The sequence below is a fragment of the Candidatus Zixiibacteriota bacterium genome, assembly GCA_014728145.1.
Taxonomy (GTDB): Bacteria; Zixibacteria; MSB-5A5; order JAABVY01; family JAABVY01; genus WJMC01.
Genome location: WJMC01000057.1, coordinates 1 through 3,073 on the forward strand (window position 1 = coordinate 1; position 3,073 = coordinate 3,073).

Consider the following 3,073-nt stretch of genomic DNA (forward strand, 5'->3'; position numbering starts at 1 on the left):
AAAGGATTCAGGAAGCGAGATGCCTATCAGCGGGTAGATCTTTTCCGGAGGGACTGTCGGAAGCCGGCATGACTTGAACGCATGATTGAAACATTCGACGATAGCCTCGGAGGAGTCCGCCAGCGTGTAATCGAAATCAAATATTAAAGCCCGCTTGCTGAGCATACAGAAATATATCAAAAACACATGTATATTCCAAATAATTCCAGCTTTAACCGTAAGGAGGCGAGATCACTTCTTTACTGAATGTTAGCATAGTGTTACAGCTTGCTGTTGTCTTAGAATAGATGTAGTGATCTTTGTTATATTGATTAGATATTCTAAAAATAAGTTGCTTTTCGGCTTTGTAAATTGTATATGTAGTGCTAAGATATTTTGCATGGTATAATTCCCGGTTTAGGTCTGCTTATGACAGCATGGATATTAAGAAAGCGCACTTTTTGAACTCAAAGGAGGATTGATGGGTCAGGCACAAGAGGGAGATACAGTAAAAGTGCACTACACGGGAAAGCTGGACAATGGGATGGTTTTCGATTCATCCCAGGACCGTGAACCGCTCGAGTTCAAAATCGGCGCGGGTCAGGTCATCCCCGGCTTTGAAAAGGGCATAATTGGTATGGAAGTCGGTCAGAGCAAAACCGTAAAGTTACCCCCGGAGGAAGCCTACGGTCCCCAACGCGAGGAGCTGATTGCCGAGGTTAAAAAAGCCGATATCCCGGAAAACATCAAACCCTCGGTAGGTCAAAGACTGAGCCTCCGTCAACCGGACGGCAATACAGTCAATGTCACCGTCAGCGATGTCAACGAGGAGTCAATTACTCTCGATGCCAACCATTCCCTGGCGGGAAAGACCTTGATTTTCGATATCGAATTAGTAGAGATTTCTGGTTAAGATTATCCTCCCGTGGTGTTGTGATGCGCTTTGCCACGGGAGGATTTTTATTTTCTCATCTTATTTTCCACTGGAATTTCATCAGCATCGGTATATCATATATGAAATAGCTGAAAGGGAATCATGCCCAGACAAGTGATCGTAATCGGTGGTGGTGCTTCAGGTTTGATGGCCGCTGGTATTGCGGCTGAAAATGGTGCCCGGGTGATCGTGATGGAAAAGATGAAGCGACCCGCCCGAAAACTCGGCCTGACCGGAAAAGGGCGCTGTAATCTGACCAACACGGCTCCGCTTACTGAATTTATCGAGCACTTTGGATCCAATGGGCGTTTTTTGAGGCAGTCTTTCAATCGCTTCTTTTCCGATGATTTGATCTATTTCTTTAACAGGCTGGGGGTTCCGACTGAAATTGAACGAGGCGGTCGTGTCTTTCCAAAAAGCGAAAAAGCATTAGATGTTGTCCGGGCGCTTTTGCAATGGGTTGCGGATTGTGGGGTTTACATCAAAACTCAGGCAAGGATCAATCACATCAATATTGAAGATGACGGTGTAGCTGGCGTATCCGACCGCAATAACGGATATGAAGCCGATGTGGTGATTCTGGCGGCGGGCGGATCGTCCTATCCGAGGACTGGTTCGAACGGCGATGCTTACTACCTTGCCAAAACCACAGGTCATAGAATAATAAATGTGCGTCCAGCCCTGGTGCCTTTGGAAACCGAGGGTGATGTCGCTACCAGACTTGAGGGACTGAGCCTGCGAAATGTCGAAGCGAAAATCATTTCGAATGACAGAATCAAAGCCTCGCTATTCGGAGAGATGATTTTTACCGCTTATGGTGTCAGTGGACCGGTAATACTCTCTCTCAGTAAAACCGCGGTCGACCTGTTGCATGAAAAAAAAGCGGTCGAACTATCGATTGACTTAAAGCCGGCATTGGATTTTGACAAGCTGGATCGACGGCTTCTTCGTGATTTGGATCAGCATGGCAGACAGCGGTTGAAATCAATTTTAAAGGGACTGATGCCGCTACGATTGATTCCTGTATGTATTGAACAGGCATCCATCTCAGGTGAAAAGGTGGGAAACCAGATCAATTCCAAAGAACGACGCCGGCTCATAAACTGGCTCAAGGATTTTCGTCTCAAAATCAGGTCTCACAGATCATACGATGAAGCCATAGTCACTGCCGGAGGGATTGATCTCAAGCAGGTAAATCCTCGCACGCTTGAATCCAGGCTGGTGAAAGGTCTGTATTTTTGCGGAGAGGTTTTGGACCTGGACGGTGATACCGGAGGATACAATTTACAGGCCGCTTTTTCAACCGGATGGCTGGCTGGAAAATCAGCGGCCGAAGCTCTCAATATGTAGTATCAATTCAAAAAGGTGATGAAATGAATCGAATCAATGTATCATCAACTTCCCCATATGAAAAAATGGTTGGGTTTTCGCGTGCGGTCAGAATCGGTAACTTGATCTGTGTGGCCGGTACCGGCCCGGTCGGTGATGATGGCGAGACCGTCGGAAAAACAGATGCCTACGCCCAGGCGAAACGGTGCCTGGAGATCATTCGACGCTCGATTGAAGAAGCGGGTGGAAAAATCGAGGATGTTTTCCGGACCCGGATTTACGTCACCGACATGGAGCGCTGGGAGGATATATCTCGCGCCCACGGGGAGATGTTTGCGGACATTCGTCCAGCTTGTACCCTGGTCGAAGTTAGCAGGCTGGTGAGGCCGGAATGGTATGTTGAAATCGAGGCCGATTGTTTTCTTTCAGAACAAAAATAAGGCGGCCATTGCGGCCGCCTCTTATCGCCCAATAAGGAAGAAACAGAGTGATTATGGGGGAAAGACGTGTTAACTCCTCGGATTCTCTGCTAACCCGGGTAAAAGTGCCTGATTATATCGCAACACATCATATTCTGATTATTCCATTTCATTTTCAACTTCAACCGGTTTCGTGTCCGAGTTTTCAAGACGGAAGCGGCTGACCATAAGTTTGAGACCTTCGGCCTGCTGATTGAGTTCTTCAGCGGCAGCCGCGGACTGTTCGGCGCCGGTAGCTGTCTGACGTGTGATCGAGGAGATGCTCTCGACATTCTTGGAGATCTGCTCGGCGGCGGCAGACTGCTGTTCGGACGCGGTGGCGATCTGCTGAATCATGTCCATGACCTGCTGG

Annotated in this window: 5 protein-coding genes; 3 read left to right on the plus strand and 2 right to left on the minus strand. The window is 47.9% G+C overall.

Annotated elements, in window-relative coordinates; all coding sequences use genetic code 11:
• A partial coding sequence (locus GF404_03215; GenBank protein ID MBD3381187.1) for an HAD hydrolase-like protein occupies positions 1-165 on the minus strand: 165 nt, incomplete at its 3' end.
• A 295-nt stretch (positions 166-460) separates the two neighbouring features.
• Here GF404_03215 and GF404_03220 point away from each other — a divergent pair.
• The 3 genes from GF404_03220 to GF404_03230 all read left to right on the plus strand — a co-directional run bounded on the left by GF404_03220 (position 461) and on the right by GF404_03230 (position 2,682).
• Positions 461-892, plus strand: a complete 432-nt coding sequence (locus tag GF404_03220; protein MBD3381188.1) for a peptidylprolyl isomerase — start codon at positions 461-463, stop codon at positions 890-892.
• Between the two features lie 123 nt (positions 893-1,015).
• Positions 1,016-2,263: an aminoacetone oxidase family FAD-binding enzyme gene (locus tag GF404_03225; GenBank protein MBD3381189.1), complete on the plus strand. Its 1,248-nt coding sequence runs from the start codon at positions 1,016-1,018 to the stop codon at positions 2,261-2,263.
• A 23-nt stretch (positions 2,264-2,286) separates the two neighbouring features.
• A complete protein-coding gene (locus GF404_03230) occupies positions 2,287-2,682 on the plus strand; it encodes a RidA family protein (GenBank protein MBD3381190.1) in 396 nt (131 codons plus the stop codon).
• A gap of 138 nt (positions 2,683-2,820) precedes the next feature.
• Here GF404_03230 and GF404_03235 read toward each other — a convergent pair.
• Positions 2,821-3,073, minus strand: a 253-nt coding sequence (locus GF404_03235; GenBank protein MBD3381191.1) for a hypothetical protein, incomplete at its 5' end; no start/stop codon positions are given.

Coding starts and splice junctions, on each gene's coding strand:
- GF404_03220 (MBD3381188.1), top strand. CDS start 461: ATGGGTCAGGCACAAGAGGGAGATACAGTAAAAGTGCACTACACGGGA.
- GF404_03230 (MBD3381190.1), top strand. CDS start 2,287: ATGAATCGAATCAATGTATCATCAACTTCCCCATATGAAAAAATGGTT.
- GF404_03225 (MBD3381189.1), top strand. CDS start 1,016: ATGCCCAGACAAGTGATCGTAATCGGTGGTGGTGCTTCAGGTTTGATG.